At 63.4% G+C, this 20,503-nt stretch carries 20 protein-coding genes; 6 read left to right on the top strand and 14 right to left on the bottom strand.

Features of this window, described 5'->3' with window-relative positions:
- Positions 1 to 254: 254 nt before the first annotated feature.
- From GGR30_RS20215 to GGR30_RS20195, 5 genes are all read left to right on the top strand, one after another.
- Positions 255 to 1,247 carry an ABC transporter substrate-binding protein gene (locus tag GGR30_RS20215; RefSeq protein WP_183490481.1) on the top strand — a complete coding sequence of 331 codons (993 nt, stop codon included), beginning with the start codon at positions 255 to 257 and terminating at the stop codon, positions 1,245 to 1,247.
- A 92-nt stretch (positions 1,248 to 1,339) separates the two neighbouring features.
- A complete protein-coding gene (locus GGR30_RS20210; protein WP_210288121.1) occupies positions 1,340 to 2,218 on the top strand; it encodes an ABC transporter permease in 879 nt (292 codons plus the stop codon).
- A gap of 11 nt (positions 2,219 to 2,229) precedes the next feature.
- Entirely contained in the window at positions 2,230 to 3,021 is a 792-nt protein-coding gene (locus tag GGR30_RS20205) for an ABC transporter ATP-binding protein (protein ID WP_183490478.1), read from the top strand.
- Positions 3,022 to 3,786: a short-chain dehydrogenase/reductase gene (locus GGR30_RS20200; protein WP_183490475.1), complete on the top strand. Its 765-nt coding sequence runs from the start codon at positions 3,022 to 3,024 to the stop codon at positions 3,784 to 3,786. It begins immediately after the preceding gene.
- Positions 3,787 to 3,833: 47 nt separating this feature from the next.
- Entirely contained in the window at positions 3,834 to 4,694 is an 861-nt protein-coding gene (locus GGR30_RS20195) for a helix-turn-helix domain-containing protein (RefSeq protein WP_183490472.1), read from the top strand.
- Positions 4,695 to 4,697: 3 nt separating this feature from the next.
- Here GGR30_RS20195 and GGR30_RS20190 read toward each other — a convergent pair whose 3' ends face one another.
- The 10 genes from GGR30_RS20190 to GGR30_RS20145 all read right to left on the bottom strand — a co-directional run bounded on the left by GGR30_RS20190 (position 4,698) and on the right by GGR30_RS20145 (position 15,077).
- Positions 4,698 to 5,453: an IclR family transcriptional regulator domain-containing protein gene (locus GGR30_RS20190; protein WP_183490438.1), complete on the bottom strand. Its 756-nt coding sequence runs from the start codon at positions 5,451 to 5,453 to the stop codon at positions 4,698 to 4,700.
- Positions 5,454 to 5,588: 135 nt separating this feature from the next.
- Positions 5,589 to 7,142 carry an acyl-CoA dehydrogenase family protein gene (locus tag GGR30_RS20185; RefSeq protein ID WP_183490435.1) on the bottom strand — a complete coding sequence of 518 codons (1,554 nt, stop codon included), beginning with the start codon at positions 7,140 to 7,142 and terminating at the stop codon, positions 5,589 to 5,591.
- Position 7,143: 1 nt separating this feature from the next.
- On the bottom strand, positions 7,144 to 8,019 hold the full coding sequence (locus GGR30_RS20180) for an amidohydrolase family protein (RefSeq protein WP_183490432.1): 876 nt from the start codon (positions 8,017 to 8,019) through the stop codon (positions 7,144 to 7,146).
- Between the two features lie 11 nt (positions 8,020 to 8,030).
- Positions 8,031 to 9,848, bottom strand: coding sequence for a feruloyl-CoA synthase (locus GGR30_RS20175; RefSeq protein WP_183490429.1), 1,818 nt, complete (start codon positions 9,846 to 9,848; stop codon positions 8,031 to 8,033).
- Positions 9,849 to 9,981: 133 nt separating this feature from the next.
- Positions 9,982 to 10,464 carry a MarR family winged helix-turn-helix transcriptional regulator gene (locus GGR30_RS20170; protein WP_183490426.1) on the bottom strand — a complete coding sequence of 161 codons (483 nt, stop codon included), beginning with the start codon at positions 10,462 to 10,464 and terminating at the stop codon, positions 9,982 to 9,984.
- Between the two features lie 14 nt (positions 10,465 to 10,478).
- Positions 10,479 to 11,801 carry a TRAP transporter large permease gene (locus GGR30_RS20165; protein WP_183490423.1) on the bottom strand — a complete coding sequence of 441 codons (1,323 nt, stop codon included), beginning with the start codon at positions 11,799 to 11,801 and terminating at the stop codon, positions 10,479 to 10,481.
- Complete coding sequence (locus tag GGR30_RS20160; protein WP_183490419.1) at positions 11,801 to 12,352, bottom strand: TRAP transporter small permease; 552 nt, start codon at positions 12,350 to 12,352, stop codon at positions 11,801 to 11,803. Before GGR30_RS20160 ends, GGR30_RS20165 begins: the two co-directional genes overlap by 1 nt.
- Before the next feature lie 3 nt (positions 12,353 to 12,355).
- The gene (locus GGR30_RS20155; protein WP_210288120.1) at positions 12,356 to 13,405 is read right to left on the bottom strand and encodes a TRAP transporter substrate-binding protein; all 1,050 of its coding nucleotides are present in this window, start codon (positions 13,403 to 13,405) and stop codon (positions 12,356 to 12,358) included.
- An 85-nt stretch (positions 13,406 to 13,490) separates the two neighbouring features.
- On the bottom strand, positions 13,491 to 14,276 hold the full coding sequence (locus GGR30_RS20150) for a crotonase/enoyl-CoA hydratase family protein (RefSeq protein WP_183490416.1): 786 nt from the start codon (positions 14,274 to 14,276) through the stop codon (positions 13,491 to 13,493).
- A 36-nt stretch (positions 14,277 to 14,312) separates the two neighbouring features.
- A complete protein-coding gene (locus tag GGR30_RS20145; protein WP_183490412.1) occupies positions 14,313 to 15,077 on the bottom strand; it encodes an SDR family NAD(P)-dependent oxidoreductase in 765 nt (254 codons plus the stop codon).
- Between the two features lie 194 nt (positions 15,078 to 15,271).
- On the opposite strand from GGR30_RS20145, the gene pobA reads away from it, so the two are divergent.
- On the top strand, positions 15,272 to 16,441 hold the full coding sequence (pobA, locus tag GGR30_RS20140) for a 4-hydroxybenzoate 3-monooxygenase (RefSeq protein ID WP_183490409.1): 1,170 nt from the start codon (positions 15,272 to 15,274) through the stop codon (positions 16,439 to 16,441).
- A 94-nt stretch (positions 16,442 to 16,535) separates the two neighbouring features.
- On the opposite strand, the gene pcaF is transcribed toward pobA, so the two are convergent.
- The 4 genes from pcaF to GGR30_RS20120 all read right to left on the bottom strand — a co-directional run bounded on the left by pcaF (position 16,536) and on the right by GGR30_RS20120 (position 20,488).
- The gene (gene pcaF, locus GGR30_RS20135) at positions 16,536 to 17,735 is read right to left on the bottom strand and encodes a 3-oxoadipyl-CoA thiolase (RefSeq protein ID WP_183490406.1); all 1,200 of its coding nucleotides are present in this window, start codon (positions 17,733 to 17,735) and stop codon (positions 16,536 to 16,538) included.
- A 3-nt stretch (positions 17,736 to 17,738) separates the two neighbouring features.
- On the bottom strand, positions 17,739 to 18,422 hold the full coding sequence (locus GGR30_RS20130; RefSeq protein ID WP_183490403.1) for a 3-oxoacid CoA-transferase subunit B: 684 nt from the start codon (positions 18,420 to 18,422) through the stop codon (positions 17,739 to 17,741).
- Entirely contained in the window at positions 18,419 to 19,126 is a 708-nt protein-coding gene (locus tag GGR30_RS20125; protein ID WP_183490400.1) for a 3-oxoacid CoA-transferase subunit A, read from the bottom strand. The genes GGR30_RS20130 and GGR30_RS20125 overlap by 4 nt, the downstream gene beginning before the upstream one ends.
- Before the next feature lie 375 nt (positions 19,127 to 19,501).
- Entirely contained in the window at positions 19,502 to 20,488 is a 987-nt protein-coding gene (locus GGR30_RS20120) for an ABC transporter substrate-binding protein (RefSeq protein ID WP_183490397.1), read from the bottom strand.
- Positions 20,489 to 20,503: the final 15 nt, after the last annotated feature.

The raw sequence follows: 20,503 nt of genomic DNA, 5'->3' as shown, positions 1-20,503 counted from the left end.
GTGGCGTCGTCCCTCTCCCGTCGATCATGCCCGGACAGCCGATCATGCATTGCGGCATAGCTGCTAGAGCGCGTGCGTCATGGACGGCATCGCCCGTGTCAATGTTTAGTCTTCACGGCGCTTTTGCTCATGCGCTTCCGCAGAAACCTGCAGGGAGCGGTTGCTCGATAGCCTGCCGTCGCGAGGCTTCCGCCCTTTCTCGTGCTGCAGGGGCCAGGGCGCCGGACAAGAACAAACAACTCCAGAGGTGATTGATGAGAAATCTGTCGAATGCATTCGCGATAGCCGCCGTTTCGGCAGGCCTGATCGCGACCCCTGCCATCACGGCGCATGCCGAAGAGCCGGCGCCGCTTGAGACCGAAACCACGCTGACCGTCGGCTATCAGAAGGTCGGCCATCTGGCGCCGCTGCAGCTCGTCCAGGAGATGCTGGATCCGCTCAATGTCGAGATCGAGATGGTCGAATTCTCGCGCTATGCCGATACGCGCACCGCGCTTCTCGCCGGCTCGCTCGATATTGCAACCGTCGGCCCGGCGGACCTTCCGATCGCGCTCGCTCAGGGCTCGGATGCGGTCTACGGCATCATGGGCGTCGGCTCCTCTGCCAAATATCCCGTCGTGCGCAACGGCGTTGAAATGGAAAGCTGGGACGACCTTGCCGGCAAGAAGGTCGGCATCGCGCCCGGCTCCGCCGTCTGGTTCCAGTTCGCCGCGACGCTGATCGAGAACGATATTCCCTATGACAGCTTCGAGGCCGTGAACATTCAGGGCGGCGGCGCCGCCTTCGACCAGGCGCTGCAACGCGGCGATGTGGATGCGATCATCACCTGGGAGCCCTTCGAATCCATCCCGGTTCTGGAAGGCTATGGCCATTTCGCCACCAATCTCGACTATTCGACGTCTCAGTCCGTCGGCGCCGAGCTCGGCATGATGGTCGCCTCCAAGGACGCGCTGGAGGAAAAGCGCGATGCCGTCGTGCGGTTCGTCTGGGCCTATCTTGCGGCGCAGCAGGCGCTTGCCGATGATCCGGAGGCCTTTGCCGAGGCCTATGCGGCCCATACCGGCCTTGACCTCGAGCTTTCCAAACAGGCCTCCAAGGCGATCACCCTCGGTTCCGTCGTCACGCCCGAGCAGGCCGCCGCCCAGGCCAAGGCCTTCGCCGAACTCGGCGTCATCCAGGAAGATGTCTCCGGCGACATTCCCGATCACTGGGACGAGACCATCGTCGAGGAAGCAAAGTCCTATTGACCTTTCGACCCAAGCAACCGGCAGGCGCTCTGGCTGCGCCTGCCGAACGCCAATTGAAATGCGGCTGAAGCCTGCCGCTGGAAAAGAACAGAATGGAACAGACAAGCGCAGCGCTCGGCACGACCGGCTCGATGACCGCAAGACGGGCGAGCGGAGCCTGGAAAGCCGTTCGCGGTTTCAATATCCGGCGTACATTGATCGCGTTGATCCTGCCGATTGCCGTTCTGGTCATCTGGCAGGTGAGCGGCACGAATGGCTCGCTTTTCGGCGGCGTTCTGCCGACGCCGGATCGCGTCTGGAAAGGCTGGCAGACCTGGGCTTTCGGCGCCTCCGGCATGGGGCTCAATCCCTATAGCGGTACCTGGTGGGACAGTCTGAGCTTTTCGACCATCCGCGTCGCCCAGGGTTTCGCGCTCGCAATCGTCGTCGCCATCCCGACCGGCATCTTCATCGGCTGGAGCCGGCTTGCAGCCGAAGCCGTCGACCCGACCATCCAGCTTCTGCGCCCGGTCCCGATCACCGCCTGGCTGCCGTTTTCGATCGCCGTCTTCGGCATTTCCAGCTTCGGTGCCATTTTCCTGATCGCGCTCGGCGCGTTCTATCCGATCGTCATCAACACCACACAGGGCGCGCGCAATGTCGAGAAGAACCTGGTGCGGGCCGCCCGCATGCTGGGCGCCAACCGTCGCGACGTGCTGCTGAAGGTGGTCGTGCCCTCTGCCCTGCCGTCGATCTTCACCGGGCTGCGCATCGGCCTCGGCATCGGCTGGACGGCGGTGATCGTCGCCGAGATGGTCGCCGTCAAATCCGGCCTCGGCTATGTGCTGTGGGATGCCTATTATGTCGGCCGCATGGATGTGGTGATCGCCGACATGGCGACGATCGGCCTGATGGGCCTTTTGAGCGACCGGATCATTCTCATCATCGAGCATCGCCTTCTTGCCTGGCAGGCTGCCGGCGGGACGCGGTGAAGGACAAGATCATGGCCAATATCGAAATTACCAACGTCGCCAAGACCTATCCCGGAAACCCACCGGTGCGCGCGCTCGACAATGTCGACCTTTCGATCCGCGAGGGAGAGTTCGTCGCTTTGCTCGGCCCCTCCGGCTGCGGCAAGTCGACGCTGTTGAATATCCTCGCAGGCTTCGAGGCGAATACGGAAGGCGAGGTTCGTTTCGACGGCGGACCGATCACCAAGCCCGCGCCCGAGCGCGCCGTCGTCTTTCAGGAGGCGGCCCTTTTCCCCTGGCTCACGGTGTTCGACAACGTCAATTTCGGCCGAAGGCTGCAGGGCTCGACCCGCATGAACTACGAGCCCGAGGTCAATGCCATGCTGGACATGGTCGGGCTGACGGATTTCAAGCATGCCTATCCCTCGCAGCTCTCCGGCGGCATGCGCCAGCGCGTCGGCATCGCTCGCGCACTGGTGATGCAGCCGCGCGCGTTGTTGATGGACGAGCCGTTTGGCGCGCTCGATGCCCAGACGCGGCTGACCATGCAGGAGCTTCTGCTGTCGATCTGGCAAAAGCACAAGACGACGGTGGTGTTCGTCACCCATGACATCGACGAGGCGGTGCTTCTGGCGGATCGCATCTGCGTCATGTCGGCGCGTCCGGCGCATATCGCTCGCGAGATCGACATCGAGCTTGCCCGCCCGCGCAGCATTGATGACCTGACCTCGCCGGAATTCGTCGCCTACAAGGCGGAGATCATGCACGAGATGCGCCATGCCCATGCCAAGGCTGCGGCCGTCCCCAAAGCGGCGGCCGTCTGAATGGATCTCGAACTCCAAGGCAAGACCGTCCTGATCACCGGCGGCTCGAAAGGCATCGGCTTCGCGGCGGCCAGAGCCTTTGCCGGGGAAGGCTGCTCGCTCGTTCTGGCCGCGCGCTCCGGGGAGGCGCTGGAAAAGGCGCAAGCCGCGCTTTCCGGCTTTGACGTCCGCATCATCGCCGCCGATCTTTCGCAGGCAGGCGAGCGCGAAAGACTGGTGAAGGAGGCAGGCCCGGTCGATATCCTCGTCAACAATGCCGGCGCCATTCCCGGCGGCGATATCCTGAGTCTTCCCTTTGCCGAGCTTGAAAAGGCCTGGCAGCTGAAGGTCTTCGGCTATATCCACCTGACCCAGCTTGTGCTTGAAACCATGAAGGCGCGCCGGGACGGGACGGTGATCAACATCATCGGCGATCTCGGCCGCGCGCCGCGCTTCGACTATGTCGCCGGCAGCGCCGCGAATGCGGGGCTGATCGCCTTTACCGAGGCCGTCGGGTCGCGTTCGACCGACTGGAATGTCAGGGTCTTCGGCATCAATCCGGCCGGAACGGGGACCGAAAGGGTGGAAAAGGTGGCGCGCGGCCGGGCGAAAAGCATCTATGGCGACGAAGAACGCTGGCGCGATGTCTTGCAGAACCTTCCCTTCGACCGCCTTGCCGAGCCGGACGAGGTTGCCCGGCTGATCGTGTCGCTGGCCTCGCCGGCGCTCGGCTACATCTCCGGCAATGTCGTCGACTTCGACGGCGGGCTGAGAAACCGTCGCTGAAGGATCCAGAAGGCGACAGGCCGTGTGGATGATGGTAGAAAGCGTGCATGGAAAAGACACGCGACATACCGGTTTTCAGCCTGTTCGGGGAGACTGCTCCCTTTCCGGATGTTGTTCACTGCGAACGCTTTCGCGATCGCGCGCCGCTCCATGACTGGCATATCGGCGCGCATCGTCATGGACAGATGTCGCAGGTCTTCATCATGCATCGCGGCGAGGCCGCGATCCGTATCGATCAGGAGAGGAGCCTTCTCGGCGACGGGCAGTTTCTCTATATCGCGCCGCAGGCGGTACATTCGCTCAGCATCGCTGGCGGTTCGGACGGGCATGTGATCTCGATTCCCGCCTTCGTGGTGTCCGGCGTCGCGTCTGCTTCGGCAGAGCTCAATGATCGGTTTTCGCGGTCCTTTTCGGGGGCGGCGGATGATACCGTGCTCGGTATTTTGGGCCAGTTGAGCGAGTGTTTCCATGTCGCGCGCTTCCATCGCAGCGCATTGCTGGTCGGCCTTACCCAGGCCTTCCTTGCGGCGATCGCAGCCGGAAAGGCTGGCGCGCGCGATCCCGCGGCTTCCGGGTATGATCGCCAGCGTCAGCGTCTCGATGCGCTTCTGGCCGAACATCTGGCCGATCGTTGGCGCCCGAGAGACTACGCCCGCGCGCTTTCCATCACCACGGGCCATCTGAGCCGGATCTGCCGCGAAACCGTGGGCCAGAGCGCGACGGAGTATATCGAGAACGCCGTTCTTGCAGAGGCCTGCCGCCTGCTCGCCTTTACGCGCGAGGCCGTCGCCGAGATCGGCTACCGGCTCGGCTACCGTGATCCCTCCTATTTTTCGCGCCGCTTCCGCGCATTGCAGGGTGTGACGCCAAGCGACTATCGCGAGCGCTTCTCGACCAACGCGGATTAGGCGCTAGACGATCCGGCGGAGGTTCTGCTGCATCTTCAACAATTGCGGAAGATAGGTTTCGATCAGGGTTTCCGCAGGTTCCGCGGTTGCGGCCATGCCGGTGTTGAGTGCGGCAAGCGTGCGACCGCGACCGTCGATAACGGGGACGGCGATCGAGCGCAGGCCGGTTTCCACTTCCTGGTCGATGAGCGCAAAGCCGTCGCGCCGCGCGGCGGCAATCTTCTCCATGATATCGTCGGGCGAGGAGAGGCTGGCCGGCGTGCGCGGCGAGAGGTCCGTGGCGTCGATCCGCGTCCGCGCCTCGGCCTGGGGGAGGGCAGCTAGCAGAACCCTGCCCATAGAGGTGCAATGGGCGGGAAGCCTGGAGCCCGGCATCAGCCCGATCGACATCACCCGCCGCTGCGCCGCGCGGGCGATGTAAACGATCTCGGTTCCGTCGAGGATCGCGACCGAGCAGGACTGGCCGATCCGCTCGGACAACTGGTCGAGCCAGGGCTGGACGAGTTGCGGCAGCGGCAGCGCGTTGAGCGCGCTCATGCCGAGCCTCAGCGCCTGCGGGGTCAGCGCGAAATATTTGCCGTCATAGCTCGCGTAACCCTCGGCATGCAGCGTCAGCAGGCAGCGCCGCGCCGTGGCCCGGTCGAGCCCGGTCGCCGCCGAGACTTCTGCGATCGAAAGCCGGGGCGTGTCCGCGCCGAAACAGGTGATGACGCGCAGGCCCTTGGCGAAGGAGGCGATGATGTCGGTCGGCCGGTCCACGGTTGCTCCATTGTGCGGACTGTGAACAATGGACGCATTGTGCGCGGATCTGCCGCCCCCGGCAAGTGCTGCACCGGCGTGTGTGATGCGAAGGTGGCCGAAGCGCCGGGCAATGCCCGCTAACCACCCGATGCTCTAGAGACGCACGGGCAGGGAGGCTGAAAGAACGCGGCGCTTCAGCGCGGCCATGGCCGGGTCCTCCGAGACGGCTCCGATCCGGCACCAGATGGCCCGGTAGAAGAGGTTCGCCGTGAACACGGAAAAGTTGTGAGCGTCCTCGGAGGGGTCGTCGGCGGCAAGAAGCCGCTTGCGCCAGTCCTGCCAGGCGGTGACAAGCGTGATCACCTCGTCTTCTTCTCCCGCAAGCTCGCCGATCAGGTCGGAGAAGGCATCTGCCCCCGCACCGCCTTCAAGCCGCAGGCCGCGCGTTGCCGTGGTCAGGGCATGGATGCCGTTCGCGCCCTCGTAGATGGCGGTGATGCGGGCATCGCGCCAGACCTGCGACAGGCCGTATTCGGTCAGATAGCCATAGCCGCCGAGCACCTGAATGCCGAGATCGGCGGCGCGGATGCCGGCCTCGGAGGAAAACAGCTTGCACACGGGGGTGAGAAAATCGACGAGCGCCGGGCGTTCGCCAAGCGCCATTTCCACCAGCGCCACATGGCACATGGCGCGGCTTCCGAGCGCAAGCGCCCTTTGTTCGTCGAGCATGCGCCGCACATCGGCATGGTCCGAGAGCATGGCCGGGCTTCCGTCTTTCTTGCGGCCCTGCTGGCGCTCGCCGGCATAGGCTGTGGCGATCGCGGAAGCGCGGGCGGCATGGGCGACGCCCTGCAGCGAAACATCGATGCGGGCGTGGTTCATCACCGTGAACATCGCCTTCAGGCCTTCGCCCTCGACGCCGATCAGTTCGGCAGGGGTATCGTCGAAGGCCATCTGGCAGGTGGGCGAGGCATGGAGACCGAGCTTCTCCTCGATCCGGGTGATCTTGATCGCGTCGCCGGCGCCTTGTCTGTCGCAGAGGAACAGCGACAGCCCCTTCACGCCGGTATCGGGCGCGCCAGTGCGGGCGAGGACCAGATGCAGGATGTTGTCGGAGATGTCCTGATCGCCGCCGGAGATGAAGATCTTCTCGCCGTTCAGCCGCCAGGCTTCGCCGTCCCTGCGGCCCGTGGTTCGAATGCGGCCGAGGTCGGAACCGGCGCCGGGCTCGGTCAGGCACATGGTCGACAGCGTCTCTCCCGAGATCAGCGACGGGATCCAGTCCTGCTGCTGCTTCTCTGTGCCGAAGCGCAACAGCGTCTCGACGGCTGCCGGCACGAGGCTCGAGACCATTTGCAGTGCGTGGTTGGCGCCGGAGAATATCTCCGAAACGGCGGACGCGATAACCGGCGAAAGCCCCATGCCGCCGAAATCTTCCGGTGCGGTCAGCCCCTGCCAGCCGCCGTCCGCCAACTGGCGAAAGGCATCGGCGAAGCCTTCCGGCATCTTCACCCGGCCATTCTCCAGACGGCAGCCCTCGGCATCGCCCGTGGCATTGATCGGGGCGATCACGCCTTCGGCGAAATCTGCAAAATGGCCGATAATCTCGCTGGCCAGCGCCTCGTCCCAATCGGGCAGACGGTCGGCGCGGGCGACATCGTGCAGCGAGAACAGGATATCGTCAACGGGGGCCGTAAACGGGATCATCTCAGGCCTCCACGCCCAGAAGCCGCATGGCGTTTTCCTTCAGGATCAGCGGGCGCACCTCGTCGCGGAAGGCCGCCTTGTCGAAGGCGTCGAGCCATTTTTCCGGCGCGATCATCGGCCAGTCGGAACCGAACAGCATCTTCTTCTTCAACAGCGTACTGGCGTAGCGCACCAAGATCTCCGGGAAATATTTCGGGCTCCAGCCGGAGAGATCAATATAGACATTCGGCTTGTGCTGGGCGACCGACAGGCTCTCCTCCTGCCAGGGGAAGGAGGGATGGGCGAGAATGATCGGCATGTCGGGAAAGTCGACCGCGACATCGTCGATATACATCGGATCGGAATATTTCAGCCGCATGCCGTTGCCGCCTTTCATGCCGGAACCGACGCCGGTCTGGCCGGTGTGAAACAGCGCAGGCTTGCCGGTCTCGGCAATCGCCTCATAGAGCGGATAGGCCATCCGATCATTGGGATAGAAGCCCTGCATGGTGGGATGGAACTTGAAGCCCTGGACGCCGTGGTTTTCCACCAGATCGCGAGCCTCGCGCGCGCCGAGCTTGCCCTTGGCCGGATCGATGGAGGCGAAGGGAATGAGGATATCGCTCTCCTTGGCGCAGGCCTCTGCCACCTCGTAATTGTTGTAGCGGCGATAACCGGTCTCGCGTTCGGCGTCGACGGGGAAGATCACGGCCGCGATGTTCATTTCGCGGTAGTGCGCAGCGGTCTCAGGGATGGTCGGCGGATGGGACCAGGGCGCGTTGAAATATTTGGCCATCGCCGACTGCAGATCGTCATAGCCGTCATCGGCGTGGCAGCCGCAGCTTTCCTCGGCGTGGGTATGGAAATCGATGGCGCGTACCTTGGAAAAATCAACCATGTCTTTGTCCTTCAGACCCGGATCAGGGCCGGGTCCTGATTATCATAAAGCCGTTCCAGCAATGTGGCGCGGCGGGTAATGATTTTGCGGGCGTTGAGCGAGCCCTTGTCGGTGATCTCGCCATCCTTCAGGCTCGGCGGCTCGGAGAGGATGATGGCGCGGGCGATGCGCCGGGCAGAGCCGGTGGCCTTGCGCGCCAGGAGCCTGAGCTCCCAGTGGATCGCGGCCTGCAGATGGGCGTCGATGACCGCGCCCTCCGATGTGTTGCCGTCATGCACGGCGTCGGGCAGTGGGAAGATGAAGAGGCCGATCTCCCCTCGATCGTGGCCGCAGATCACGACATCGCGCACCTGCCCCTTGAGAGCATCGAGCGCATCGAGACGAAGTCGCCCGGCCTGCACCCAGGTGCCCGTCATCAGCTTGAAATCCTCCGAGACGCGGCCATCGAAATAAAGCCCCCGGTCGTAGTCGTCGGGGTCAACGAAGCGCAGCGCGTCGCCGGTGATGAGAAAACCTTCTTCATCGAAGCTTTCGGCGGTCTTTTCCGGATCGCCGAAATAGCCGGGCATGACGTTGATGCCCTTGACCCTGAGTTCGCAGCGCATCTCCTCGTCCGGCATCAGCTTGAGCTCGGTGCCGGGCAGCGGGACGCCGACCACGCCCGAGCGGCCGATCTGTTCGTGCAGCATGATGGTGGCGGGCGCGGTCTCGGTCATGCCCCAGGAGGCGATCATCAGCGGCAGGCGGCCCTGCACCTCCATCGCCATATCCTCAAGCCTTGTCCAGATGTCCTGCGGCAGCGAGGCACCGGCGTAAAACAGCATGTCGAGATCGCCGAAGAAGGCTTCGCGCAGCGCAAGATCCTTCTCCATGGCGTGAACCAGCATGGAAAAGCCCACCGGGACGTTGAAGGCGAGATTACCCGGATGCATCTTGATGTTCTCGATGCTGGTTGAAATGTCGCGCGCCGTCGGCTTGCCGTGGTCTATATAGAGGCTGCCGCCATGGGCGAGCATCATGTTGACATTGTGCGAGCCGCCGAAGACGTGGTTCCACGGCAGCCAGTCGCAGATCACCGGCGGGCGCTCCTTGATGAAGGGCAGGACCGAGGCCATCTGGCTCTGGTTTGCGCACATCATCCGTTGGGTGGTCATCACCGCCTTGGGGTTGGAGGTCGATCCGGATGTGAACAGCAGCTTCGCGAGCGTGTCGGGTCCGACCTTCGCATGAGCGGCTTCAAGGTCCACGCCCGGATCGCCTTTCATCAGGTCGGAAAAGGCAATGACGGCGCGCGGCGCGCCTTCGGTCTTTACCGCGACGACCGGGATATCATCAAACTCCGGCCGCGAAAGGGCGGCGGCGAACTTGCCCGCATCATCGACAAAGGCGAGCGCCGGATTGATCTTGGCGATCGCGTAGGCGAGCCGTCCGTGAGCCTCCTCGATCAGCGAGTATTGTTCGGCGAGCGGTGCTGTCGGTATGCCGGCATATTGCGCGGCAAACGACAAAAGCGCGTGGTCGACGCCGTTGCCGGACATGATCAGGATCGGTCGCTCCGGTCCGAGGCCGCGCGCAAGAAGACCGGCTGCAAGCGCGCGAACGATCTCCAGCACTTCGCGGTAGCCATGCGCGCGCCAGCCGCTTCCGGACCGCTCGGCCAGGAAAACGCGGTTCGGGGTTTCCTTTGCCCATTTCTCCAGCCATTTGCCGGTATGCTCCACAACCGGATCGAGGGGCACATTGGTCGTTGCCAACAGTGCTCCGTCCCCCCGCCTTTCGATGTTCACCGAATGTGGAACAAGCGTCAGTTCCTTTGCGAGAACGTTCATTTCTCTCCTCCCCGGGCGTCCGGGCGGTGCCGCGCGGAAAGCCTCTCCTCGTGTCGGTTCGATGGCGGCGGTAAGCCCCCCTCCGGATCGGCCGACCTCCCGCTTGCGACCGCCGGCGGCCGTCGTCTTGTTGTTAGAGCGCGTGGCTTACCCGCTGGAGCAGGTTCAGAAGAAGAGCGCGCTCCTCTTCGTTCAAGACGGCTCCAAACAGCGCTTCTTCATGCGCCTCGACCACGGTCCGCGCCTTTTCCCAAAGCCTTCGTCCCTTCGGCGTGGCGCGCAGCGCATAGGTGCGCCGGTCGCCCGGCACGCGATTGCGTGAAATGTGGTCGTCATTTTCCAGCGCATCGACCAGAACCACCATGCCGGAGCGCTCCAGCTTCAGCGCCTGGGCGAGCTGCGACTGGGAGATGTCAGGATTTTCGACAACCACCGAAAGCACCGAGAAGGTCGCGACCTTGAGCCCGAGCGGCTCCAGCACGCGGTGCATGTCCTCGCGAACGACGAGAAAGGTGCGCTTCATGTTGTAGCCGATGAACTGGCGCAGCAATTCGTCGCCGACGGCCGGCGCGTTGCGGTCGGTTTCCGGAATTGCTGTCTTTTCGGGTCTGGCCATTTCTGTCCTTTCTCTCAGCCCGCGACGAGGTCCACGAGCCAGAAGCTGAGCGCGGGAAATGCTATCAGCAAGATGATGCGTATAAGCTCCGACAGGATGAAGGGGATGGTGCCGCCGAAGATGGTTTTCAACGGAATATGCTTTGCCATGGACGAGATGACAAAGAGGTTCATCCCGACCGGCGGCGTGATCATGCCCACCTCGACCACCACAAGCGTGATGATGCCGAACCACAATGCCGTATGCTCTGCCGTCAGGCCGAAATCGAGCGCCATTACGGTCGGGAAGAACACGGGCACGGTCAGAAGAATCATAGAGAGGCTGTCCATGACGCAGCCCATGATCAGATAGAAGACGACGATCGCTAGCATCACAATCATCGGCGGCAGGCCCGACTGGCCGAACCAGGCGGCGATATCCGTTGGCATCCGGCTCAAGGCGAGGGCGACGTTGAAAATATCGGCGCCGAAGACGATGGCGAAAATCATCGCGGAGGCCGCAGCCGTGTCGATCAGTGATCCGATCAAAGCGCGGAATGTGAGGCCGCCGCTCAGGACGCCGACAAGGAGCGTCAGCACCACGCCCACCGATGCGCCTTCCGCTGGCGTGAAGAAGCCACCATAAATGCCGCCGAGCACGACGACGAAAATGCCGACGATGTGCCAGATGCCGAGCACGGCGCGAAAGCGCTCCCGATAGGGCACGGGGTCGTGGGTCGGGCCCTGTTCGGGGAAAATCCGCACGAAGATGGCAATCGCGAGGAAGAAGCCGATAACCGCGATCGTTGCCGGGACCGTCGCCGCCAGGAACAGCTTGACGATGTTCTGCTCGGTCAAAAGCGCGTAGATGATCAGCACCACCGAGGGCGGGATGAGGATGCCAAGCGTGCCGCCGGCGGCAAGCGATCCGGCCGAAAGCGCTCCCGAATAGCCGTGGCGGCGCATTTCCGGCAGCGCCACGCGCGCCATGGTCGAGGCGGTGGCGAGCGAAGAGCCCGAGATCGAGCCGAACATGGCGCAGCCGGCAACGGCCGCCATCGCAAGTCCGCCGGGAAAATGCCCGATCCAGGCGTTCGATGCGCCGAAGAGTTTCGCGGAAATGCCGCTGCGGGTGGCGATGTGACCCATCAGGATGAAGAGCGGCACGATCGCCAGCTCATAGGACATGAACTTGTCGACCCATGCGGTGTCGAGATAGAAGATCAGGCTCGAAGAGCCGCCAAGCAGGATATAGCCGGCAGCGCCGACGCCGCCCATGGCGAGCGCGATCGGCATCCTGACGAAGATCAGCGCCAGCAGGATGACGATCATGCCGAGCGCGATGGCCAATGGATCCATCAGACGCCCTCCTTCAAGGGGGCGGGCGCACGGGCGTTTACCAGGTCGTCAATGCCGGTGACGAAGGCGACGAGAGCCGAAAGCCCGGTTCCGGCAACGGCCGGCAGGTAGATCATCCACACGGGAAAGCCGAGCAGCATGGTGCGGTCGCCATAGCCGTAGATCGTCTCCAGGCCATGGGTCAGTCGCCAGCAGATCACCGACCAGCCGAGCCCGAACAGCACGGTCCAGAAGCCGTCGAGACGGTTCTGGCCGGCGGCGGACAGCCAGTTGGTGAACAGATCCACCATCACATGCCCTTTCGTGAACTGGCAATAGGGCAGAAACAGCGAGGCACAGGCCGCGCAGACGAGTTCGACCGCCTCGAAATCGCCTCGGATGCCGCCAAAGCCGAAAATGCGCATCAGCACCGAAAGCGTGACCATCAGCGCCGCGGCGAAGGCGGCCAGGCCGCCCGCGCCGGCGGAGATGAGGCAAAGCCGGTAAAGCCAGACGAAGCGGGGGCGCGATGCCCCCCGCTCCACGGGACCGGACGGAGCTTTTTCCGCCATCGATCAGCCCTGGTCCAGCAGTTCGTTTGCGCGCTTGAGGATTGCCGCGCCGTCGTAGCCCTTGTCATCGAGCTTCTTCTGCCAGTTGGCGGTGATCGGCTCGGAAGCCTTGCGCCATTCGGCGATCACACCCGAGGGGATCTCCACGATCGTGTTGCCGTTCTCCCTGACGATCTTTTCGCCGTGGGCCTCCGCCATGTCGAAGGATGCGCCAAGACGCTTCGACAGTGCCGGACCCGAATGTGCATCGATCACCTTGCGGGCGTCGTCGGGCATGGCCTCATAGGCGCGCTCGTTCATCACCAGCGAGAAGGTATTGGTATAGATGCCGCGATTGCCGGGGGCGGGCATGGCGGAATAGCTCGTCAGTTCCTGCAGCTTGTAGGCCGGCACCACTTCAAAAGGCAGGCAGCACCCGTCGATCACGCCGTTCGAAAGGCCGACCACCATTTCGGTAACGGGGAAGAACACGACTTCCGCGCCGAGATCGCTCAGCATTGCGCCGGTCGACTGGCTCGGGGCGCGAAGCCGCATGCCTGCCATATCCGCGGTCGAGGTGATGGCCTTCTCACGGGTGTGCAGCTTGCCGCCGGCATGGGTATGGAAGGCGAGCGGTTTCATGCCCTTGTATTCGTTCTGGCCGTATTCGCGCATGAGCGTGTCCATGGCCACGGAGGTCTTCTCCGCATCTGTGACCATGAAGGGCAGCGACAGGGTTTCGCCGACCGGGAAACGGTCCGGTGTATAGGCCGGCAGCGTCCAGGCGATGTCGACGATGCCTTGGCGGGCCTGGTCCACAAGCTGCGGCGCCTTGCCGCCAAGCTGCATGGCCGGAAAGATCTGCACCTCGATCGCCCCGTTGGAGGCCTCGGCGATCTCCTTGGCCCAGGGCTCGAACACGTTTCTTTGCACCGGCGCCATGGCGGGCAGGAAGTGATGCAGTTTCAGCGTCACCTCCGCCGCATGCGCCTGGCGCAGGAAGACGGGGGCGGCCAGCGCCGTTCCCAGTGCCGCCAGCGCCGTGCGGCGGGTCATTTTCAGCTTATCAGTCATAACGGTTCTCCTCCCTGTAGACCGACTTGACGATGCGTGCGTGGTTCTCCCGACCGCTCACTCCCTGCGGGCGGGGAAATCCGGCCTAGCGAAAGACCGGCGCGCGCTTCTGCAGAAAAGCGTTGAGGCCTTCCTCGGCATCCGCGCTCGTCTGCGAAACCGCCGCGCACAGGCTCTCGGTAAAGAGCCCGTCGGCGCGCGGCATGTCTGCGATCCGGCTGATCGCCTGGATCATCATGTAGTTCGAGAGCTGGGCATTCTTCGCGATCTTCGCGGCAAGCTTGCGCGCCAGCGGCTGCGCCTCGCCCTCGCCGACACTGTAATGGGTCAGACCCAGCATCAGCCCTTCTTCAGCATCGTATTTTCGGCCCGTCAGCATCATCTCACGCATCCGGTCGGGCCCCAGAATGCGGCCGACGCCGACCGTTGCGCCGCCGCCGACGAAGATGCCGCGCATGCCCTCCGGCAACTGGAAGATCGTCGAGGGTTCGGCGATGCGCACATGGGTGGCAGACGCCAGCTCGAGTCCGCCGCCGATGACCGCGCCGAACATGGCCGAGACGACCGGAAGACCGGAAAACTGGATGCGCTCCATCACCCGGTGCCAGTTGCGCGAATGGTGCATCGTACCCTCCGCATCGCGGGCGATGTGTTCGGCAAGATCGAGGCCGGAGCAGTAATGACCGCCGGCGCCAGTCAGGATGATGACGCGCACGTCTTCCGGCGGTTTGCAGAAAAAGGCGTCGAGCGCTTCCAGAAGCGCGTCGCACATCGCGTTGCGCTTTTCAGGCCGGTTCATGGTGAGCGTCGCGACCGGACCGTCGACGTCGATCGTCAGAATGTCGGTGCTGTCAAAATGGGTCTTCGTCATGCGTTTCGCTCTTTCTCGTCCTTGTCTCTGCCGGCCCTACTTCGCCGGCATCCGCGCGGCCGCATCAAGCCGGATCACCGAACCGTTCAACATCGGATTTTCGACGATCTGCTCCACCAGCCGGGCATACTCATCGGGCAGTCCCATTCGGCTCGGAAAGGGCACGTTGGCGAGGATTTCGGCGCGGATATCATCAGGCAGGCCCGAGCTCATGCCCGTCTCGAAAAGGCCGGGCGCGATGGTCATGACGCGGATGCCGAAACGGGCAAGCTCGCGGGCAGCCGGCAGAGTCATGGAAGCAACCCCGCCCTTGGAGGCGGAATAGGCAGCCTGGCCGATCTGCCCGTCCTCATAGGCGACCGACGCGGTGTTGACGATCACGCCGCGCGCGCCATCCTCATCGACCGGTTTGGCAGCGGCCATGGCCCGAGCGGCTATGTTCATCACCGTGTAAGTGCCCAGAAGATTGACCCGAAGCGTGCGTTCGAAAAGGCCGATCGTCAGCGACCCGTCGCGCGGCAGAATACGCGACGCGGTGCCGATCCCGGCGCAGGACACCACGATGCGCGGTGTGCCGTGCTTTGCCGTGAACGCCGCGAATATCGCCTCGACAGCCGATGTGTCGGAAACATCTGCGCCATAGCCCATGCCGCCGATATCTGCCGCCGTCCTTTCGGCGGCTTCGGTGGACAGATCAACGACGGCGACCTTCGCGCCGCGAGCGGAAAGTCTCCTTGCCGTCGCCTCGCCGAGGCCGCTTGCCGCCCCTGTGACCAGCGCCACTTCGCCTTCGATCTTCATGAAATATCCTCAACTCCCAAGCGAGAGTAGAGCCTGGAATAAATTGTTTTGTCAATGAACAGTTTTCCAAAACGCGTATTTTTTGATAATTCGCATTAATGCACGATTGGTGCCATCCATTGCCGATTCCGTGCATTTCCCGTTCGGTGAGGCGGCGCTAGCCTTGAAAGGTCAAAGACGGGAGGAGGTCTTTCATGAAAACCCAGATAGCGATCATCGGGGGCGGGCCATCCGGCCTGCTCCTGTCCCAGCTTCTGAACCGGCAGGGGATCGAAACCGTCATCCTGGAGCGAGCAAGCCGCAATCACGTTCTCTCGCGCATTCGCGCTGGCATTCTCGAATGGGGGGCGGTCAAGCTTCTGCGCGAGGCCGGCGTTGGCGAACGCATGGATGCAGAGGGCATCGCCCATGACGGCTGTGTGCTTTCCGACAATGATCTTCAGGTCCGCATCGATTTCGCGGGGCTGACGGGAGCCCGGGTCATGGTTTACGGCCAGACCGAGGTGACCGCCGATCTCTATCGCGCACAGGAGGACATGGAAACTCCGATATTCCACGGCGTGGAGGATGTCGTCATCAGTGACCTCGACCAAGCGCAATCGACGGTCGGCTTCACCCATGAGGGTGAACGCAAGACGATAACGTGTTCTTATGTCGCCGGCTGCGACGGCTTTCATGGCATCTCGCGCCGAACCATACCGCAGGAAAAGAGACGGGAGTTCGAACGCGTCTATCCCTTCGGCTGGCTTGGTGTCCTGTCGCGCACCCCGCCGGTGCATGACGAACTGATCTACGCCAATTCCGATCGCGGCTTCGCGCTCGCCTCCATGCGCAGCAAGGCTCTGAGCCGCTACTATGTGCAGGTGCCACTTTCCGACAAGGCGGAGGACTGGTCGGACGCGGCCTTTTGGGACGAACTGAAATGCCGCCTGCCGAGCGATGTCTCTGCACGATTGGTGACAGGATCGTCGATCGAAAAGAGCATCGCGCCGCTACGTTCATTCGTGTCCGAGCCGCTCAGATGGGGTAATCTCTTTCTCGTCGGTGATGCCGCGCACATCGTTCCGCCGACCGGCGCCAAGGGGCTCAACCTTGCCGCCTCCGATGTCTGGTATCTCTTTCATGCGCTGGTCGAGCGTTTTGCCTCGGGCACGGCGGCGGGCATCGATGCCTATTCCGCCCGTGCGCTCCAGCGCATCTGGAAGGCCATGAGGTTCAGCTGGCAGATGACCATGTTGTTGCACCGTTTCGATGAGGAGGACAGCTTCGCCGCGCAAATGCGAAAGGCAAGTCTGCTTCATCTCTCGCAGTCGGAAACCGCGCGGCGGGAACTGGCCGAAAATTATATCGGCCTGCCTTACTGAGGTGATCGGCTGTCCTGCCGGCCGCGGCATGTCCGCCGGCCTGGTTCCCCTTGGCGGGGAACCGGGTCTGTCGCCACTACCGATGCGTCTCCTGTCACAGCCGTTCCAGTGCCACCGCTATGCCCTGACCGACACCGATGCACATGGCCGAAAGTGCCTTTTCGCCCGGCTTTAGTTCCAGCATGGCGGTGCCGGTGATGCGCGCGCCGGACATGCCAAGCGGATGGCCAAGCGCAATCGCCCCGCCATTCGGATTGACGCGCGGGTCGTCATCGGCAATGCCGAGGTCGCGCAGTGTCGCCAGCGCCTGCGAGGCGAAGGCCTCGTTGAGCTCGATCACGGAGAAATCGCCGGTCTGAAGCCCGAGCCGGCGCAGCAGCTTGCGCGCCGCAATCGCCGGGCCGAAGCCCATGATGCGCGGCGTGACCCCGGCGGTTGCGCCGCCAAGCACGCGGGCGATCGGGTTGAGGCCGTGCCGGACGGCGGCTTCCTCGCTTGCGAGAATGAGCCCGGCTGCTCCGTCATTGACGCCCGAGGCGTTGCCTGCCGTCACCGTGCCGCCGGCGCGGAAGGGCGTTGGAAGGCGCGACAGCACCTCGACGGTCGTTTCCGGGCGGGGCTGCTCGTCGTGCTCAACGATCTTCGGATCGCCTCGGCGTTGCGGAATGGTAACGGCGGTAATCTCCTGGGCAAGCCTCCCGCTTTCGGCGGCGCGTGCCGCCTTCTTCTGTGACGCGCAGGCAAACGCGTCCTGGTCAGCGCGGCTTATCGCGAAATCCTCGGCCACGTTTTCGCCCGTCTCGGGCATGGAATCGACGCCGAAGCGCGCTTTCATCGACGGGTTGACGAAACGCCAGCCGATCGTGGTGTCATAAATTTCGGCATGGCGCGAAAAGGCGGTCTCCGCCTTCGGCATGACAAAGGGCGCGCGGGACATGGATTCCACGCCGCCGGCAATGATCAGTTCCGCCTCTTCGGCGCGAATGGCGCGCGCGGCGGTGATGACGGCGTCCATGCCCGAGCCGCAAAGCCGGTTCATGGTCGTGCCCGGCACTTCCACCGGTAAACCGGAAAGAAGCGCGGCCATGCGCGCCACATTGCGGTTGTCCTCGCCGGCCTGGTTGGCGCAGCCGAGGATCACCTCGTCGACAGCGGCCCAATCGGTGTTCGCGTTGCGCTCCATCAGCGCGCGGATCGGGATCGCGGCAAGATCATCGGCTCCGACGGCGGAAAGCGCGCCGCCGAAACGGCCGATCGGCGTGCGGATATAGTCGCAGATATAGACGTCTTTCATGGATCACACTTCCGGTACGGAGAGGTCTGCCACATCGCCCTCGGTGAGGAGGCGCGCGCCCGTCAGCGCCTGCAGATCATCGAAGGACAGCGAGGCTAGTTTTTCGCGCAGCACGAAATGGCCGTCTGCGATGTCGATGACGGCAAGCGAGGTGTAGACCCGCGTGACGCAGGCCACACCCGTCAGCGGCAGTGAACAGCGTTTCACCAGTTTCGGCGCGCCCTTCTTGGTCACGTGGTCGGTGACGACCGCGACGCGCCTTGCGCCATGGACAAGGTCCATCGCCCCGCCGACGGCGGGAACGCCGCCCTTGCCGGTTGACCAGTTGGCGAGATCACCGTTTTCGGCCACTTCATAAGCGCCGAGGATGGCGACATCCAGATGGCCGCCTCGCACCATGGCGAAACTGTCGGCGTGGTGGAAGAAAGCCGTGCCGGGGCGCAGCGTGATCGCCTTCTTGCCGGCATTGATGAGGTCCCAGTCCTCTTCGCCCGGCTCCGGCGCGGGCCCGAAATCGAGCACGCCGTTTTCCGTGTGGAAGATCGCCTGCCGGCCCTCCGGCTGAAACTTCGCGACCATTTCGGGGAAGCCGATGCCGAGATTGACGTAGGCGCTGTCCTCGATGTCCTGGGCGGCGCGCCAGGCGATCTGGGCATTGGAAAGCTTGATGTCGTCGACGGAAATCATGGGTAGACGGCCTCCTGCCAGGTGAGGAGTTCCTCCTGCGCGGGCGCGGCGACCTCGACGACGGAGGAAACGAAGATGCCGGGCGTGATCACCTGTTCGGGGTCGATGCCGCCGGGCGCGACAACGCGGCTTGCCTGGACGATGGTGGTCGCGGCCGCCATCGCCATCAGCGGATTGAAGTTGCGCGCGGCCATGCGATAGGTGAGGTTGCCGTGGGTGTCGGCAGTCTCCGCCTTGATCAGGGCGAAATCGGCTTTCAGCCAGCGTTCCTGCACATAAGGCCGCCCTTCAAACTCCGCCGTGGGCTTGCCGTCGGCAAGTTCAGTGCCGTAGCCGGTCGGCGTGTAGAAGGCCGGAATGCCGGCGCCACCGGCGCGAATGCGTTCGGCAAGCGTGCCCTGCGGCACCAGTTCCAGCTCGATCTTTCCGGCAAGATAACGCTCGTTGAACACGGTGGCGTTTGAGGAGCGCGGAAACGAGCAGATCATCCGGCGCACGCGGTTCTGCTCGATCAGGGCGGCGAGCCCGACATGACCGTTGCCTGCATTGTTGTTGATGACCGTGAGGTCCTTTGCGCCCTGGTCGATCAGCGCGTGAATGAGCTCGATCGGCGCGCCCGACCCGCCGAAACCGCCGATCATGACGGTCGCGCCGTCAAAGATAGGGGCGACGGCCGCTTCCAGTGTGGGAATTGTCTTGTCCATTTTGTCGACCTCCTACCGACGGAGGAACTTTAGGAACAAGGCGGTCTCATGTCAGCGCAAAAGTTCGCATTATGAATTTTGTTCAAATAGAGATCGTTTCCGTGCGTCAGGCGAACAACGCAGCGGGCGAGGAGGATGGAGCGGCCTCCGGGAGCAGAACGGACGGCGCAAATGTGGGGCAAAGCCGCGGCTGCGTGCAGATGAATTGCCTTCACCGACACAGAAGGTGAAACCCGCCGCCAGCCCTTGCCCGGGCGCCTGCGTCCGAGCCGCAGATTTTGCTAAGCGTCGTCGTCAGGCGCTCTGTTCCTGTGCAAGTAAAGGCCCCGGCGCTGAGCGCGGGGCCTTCTGCAGCCTGCCGGTTAATGCCGTGGGTCAATTCGTCGTCGGATATTTGATCGACGTGTCGATGAATTCATTGGTAACGGCGGTCTTCGGGTCAAACGGCGTGATCTCGAAGGAAGCCTCCACGAGATCATAGTCAGCGGCGACGCGCTCGATGTCCCATTCGCCGATCGCCAGCGGATTATCGATGCCGGGAATGACGCGCGAGGCATATTCGAGCTCGCGGGCGGCGTCGCTTTCCTTCATGCTGACGGCCTGCGACAGCGCCTTGGCGCAGGGGGCGGGGTCTTCAAGGCAGGCGGAGAAGGCGCGCTGGGTGACATGCACCATGGCCTCGATCGCATCATGTTTTTCGGCGATGGAATCGTCGCTGGCGAAATAGGCGAGGCCGTATGGGTTCAGTCCCTCGTCGCGCAGCAGCGCATAGCCCAGATCGTCTCCGAGCACATCCTCATAGATGAAGTGCACCGAATAGAAATGCGTTGTCGCGTCGATCGCGCCTGACTGAAGTGCGGCAACCTTGGCGGTCGGCTGCAGGTTCACCCATTCGACGGAATCGGGATCGAGGTTCAGCGCATTGGCGATCGGGATCCACATCTGACGCGCGGCATCGAAGGCCGGAGCGCCGATCTTGCGGCCCTTCAGGTCGGCCACCGTCTCGATGCCTGAACTCTTCTTCCAGTAGATGCCATAGGGACTGTCATTATAGGCGACGAACACGCCCTTGATCGGCGTGTCATTGCCGATGAACTGAAGTGCGGTCGGCGTGTCGATGATGGCGAGATCCGCCTGGCCGACGGCGAGCGCCTTGGCGGAGGCGCCCGAGCCCGAGCCCTGGCGCACGTCGAGGTCGACGCCCGCCTCCTCATACCAGCCCTGTTCCAGCGCATAATAGATCGGGGCATGGTCGCCGCCGGCCTTCCAGTTGAGCTGCAGGCTCAAATCCTCGGCCATGGCGGCGCTGGCGCCGGTTCCGCAAAGCGCGGTTGCCATCAGAAATGTCATGTACTTTCGCATGGTTTCCTCCCTTAA

This window comes from Martelella radicis (genome assembly GCF_014196625.1).
Classification (GTDB): Bacteria; Pseudomonadota; Alphaproteobacteria; order Rhizobiales; family Rhizobiaceae; genus Martelella; species Martelella radicis.
The sequence above is the reverse complement of the archived record's forward strand: the minus strand, read 5'-3'. Positions and strand labels throughout refer to the sequence as shown.

Bases quoted from the DNA above. Each gene is read 5' to 3' on its own strand.
- GGR30_RS20155 (WP_210288120.1), bottom strand. From the start codon at position 13,405: ATGACTGATAAGCTGAAAATGACCCGCCGCACGGCGCTGGCGGCACTG.
- GGR30_RS20210 (WP_210288121.1), top strand. From the start codon at position 1,340: ATGGAACAGACAAGCGCAGCGCTCGGCACGACCGGCTCGATGACCGCA.
- GGR30_RS20180 (WP_183490432.1), bottom strand. From the start codon at position 8,019: ATGGTTGATTTTTCCAAGGTACGCGCCATCGATTTCCATACCCACGCC.
- GGR30_RS20130 (WP_183490403.1), bottom strand. From the start codon at position 18,422: ATGATTTCCGTCGACGACATCAAGCTTTCCAATGCCCAGATCGCCTGG.
- GGR30_RS20160 (WP_183490419.1), bottom strand. From the start codon at position 12,352: ATGGCGGAAAAAGCTCCGTCCGGTCCCGTGGAGCGGGGGGCATCGCGC.
- GGR30_RS20200 (WP_183490475.1), top strand. From the start codon at position 3,022: ATGGATCTCGAACTCCAAGGCAAGACCGTCCTGATCACCGGCGGCTCG.
- GGR30_RS20205 (WP_183490478.1), top strand. From the start codon at position 2,230: ATGGCCAATATCGAAATTACCAACGTCGCCAAGACCTATCCCGGAAAC.
- GGR30_RS20145 (WP_183490412.1), bottom strand. From the start codon at position 15,077: ATGAAGATCGAAGGCGAAGTGGCGCTGGTCACAGGGGCGGCAAGCGGC.
- pcaF (WP_183490406.1), bottom strand. From the start codon at position 17,735: ATGAAAGACGTCTATATCTGCGACTATATCCGCACGCCGATCGGCCGT.
- GGR30_RS20125 (WP_183490400.1), bottom strand. From the start codon at position 19,126: ATGGACAAGACAATTCCCACACTGGAAGCGGCCGTCGCCCCTATCTTT.
- GGR30_RS20165 (WP_183490423.1), bottom strand. From the start codon at position 11,801: ATGGATCCATTGGCCATCGCGCTCGGCATGATCGTCATCCTGCTGGCG.
- GGR30_RS20195 (WP_183490472.1), top strand. From the start codon at position 3,834: ATGGAAAAGACACGCGACATACCGGTTTTCAGCCTGTTCGGGGAGACT.
- pobA (WP_183490409.1), top strand. From the start codon at position 15,272: ATGAAAACCCAGATAGCGATCATCGGGGGCGGGCCATCCGGCCTGCTC.
- GGR30_RS20215 (WP_183490481.1), top strand. From the start codon at position 255: ATGAGAAATCTGTCGAATGCATTCGCGATAGCCGCCGTTTCGGCAGGC.
- GGR30_RS20120 (WP_183490397.1), bottom strand. From the start codon at position 20,488: ATGCGAAAGTACATGACATTTCTGATGGCAACCGCGCTTTGCGGAACC.
- GGR30_RS20175 (WP_183490429.1), bottom strand. From the start codon at position 9,848: ATGAACGTTCTCGCAAAGGAACTGACGCTTGTTCCACATTCGGTGAAC.
- GGR30_RS20150 (WP_183490416.1), bottom strand. From the start codon at position 14,276: ATGACGAAGACCCATTTTGACAGCACCGACATTCTGACGATCGACGTC.
- GGR30_RS20170 (WP_183490426.1), bottom strand. From the start codon at position 10,464: ATGGCCAGACCCGAAAAGACAGCAATTCCGGAAACCGACCGCAACGCG.
- GGR30_RS20185 (WP_183490435.1), bottom strand. From the start codon at position 7,142: ATGATCCCGTTTACGGCCCCCGTTGACGATATCCTGTTCTCGCTGCAC.